Source organism: Cupriavidus sp. R6-3, from assembly GCF_059772245.1.
The window spans coordinates 1-1222 of record NZ_JCBAJO010000454.1 but is presented as its reverse complement, the minus strand read 5'-3'; the positions used below and the strand labels follow the sequence as shown (position 1 = coordinate 1222).

General features: G+C 70.3%; 2 protein-coding genes. Both read left to right on the top strand.

All coding sequences use genetic code 11. The features are described from left to right. Positions 1-661 (top strand): DNA mismatch repair MutL family protein (locus AC6EI8_RS26610; protein ID WP_498383409.1); only part of this gene is annotated, 661 nt, incomplete at its 5' end. A 45-nt stretch (positions 662-706) separates the two neighbouring features. Then, the coding region (miaA, locus tag AC6EI8_RS26605; RefSeq protein WP_498383408.1) for a tRNA (adenosine(37)-N6)-dimethylallyltransferase MiaA at positions 707-1222 on the top strand (516 nt) is incomplete at its 3' end.

Sequence of the window (1222 nt, the reverse complement as noted above, 5' to 3'; positions counted from 1 at the left end):
CGAACCGCCGTCGCTGCTCGACCGTGCGCCGATGCAAGGTCCGGGCGCCGGCGACGGCCAGCAGGACGAGACCGACGATCATCCGCTCGGCTACGCGATCGCGCAGCTGCACGGCATCTACGTGCTGGCGCAGAACGCGCGCGGCCTGGTGCTGGTCGACATGCACGCCGCGCACGAGCGCATCCTGTACGAGCAGATCAAGACCGCGCTCGACGCGCGCCAGATGACGGTGCAGCCGCTGCTGATTCCGGTCACGCTGCCGGCCAGCCCGGTCGAGATCGGCGCCGCCGAGGAACACCAGGACACGCTGGCGCTGCTGGGCTTCGACATCGCGCCGGTCTCGCCGACCACGCTGGCGGTGCGCGCGATTCCGGCGCTGCTGAAGCAGGCCGACGCCGAGGCGCTGGCGCGCGACGTGCTGCGCGACCTGCATGCCTATGGCGGTTCGCGCGTGCTGGCCGAGCGCCAGAACGAACTGCTGGCGACGCTGGCCTGCCACAGCGCCGTGCGCGCCAACCGCAAGCTGACCGTCGAGGAAATGAACGCGCTGCTGCGCCAGATGGAACAGACGGAGCGCGCCGACCAGTGCAACCATGGCCGGCCGACCTGGGTCCAGCTGACCGTGGCCGAGCTGGACCGGCTGTTCCTGCGCGGCCAGTAAGGCCGCGCGCTGTCGTTGTCCGCTTCGTCGTTGTCCGCTTATTCCATGGCCTCCGCCTCGCCCGCTCCCATCGTCTGCCTGCTCGGCCCCACCGCCTCGGGCAAGACCGCGGCCGCCCTGGCACTGGCCGCGCGCGCGCCGATCGAGATCATCAGCATGGATTCGGCGCTGGTCTATCGCGAGATGGACATCGGCACCGCCAAGCCCTCTGCCGCCGAACTGGCCGCGGTGCCGCACCATCTGATCGACATCATCGATCCGGCCGACAGCTATTCGGCCGCGCAATTCGTCGCCGATACCAATGCGCTGATCGACGCGATCCGCGCGCGTGGCCGCGAGCCGCTCATCGTGGGCGGCACCATGCTCTATTACAAGGCGCTGACCCAGGGCCTGAACGATCTGCCGCAGGCCGATCCGCAGGTGCGCGCCGAGCTCGACAAGCTGGCCGAGCAGCGCGGCTGGCCGGCGCTGCATGCGATGCTGGCCGAAGTCGATCCGGTCACGGCGGCGCGGCTGGCGCCCAACGACGCACAGCGCATCCAGCGCGCGCTGGAGATCCAC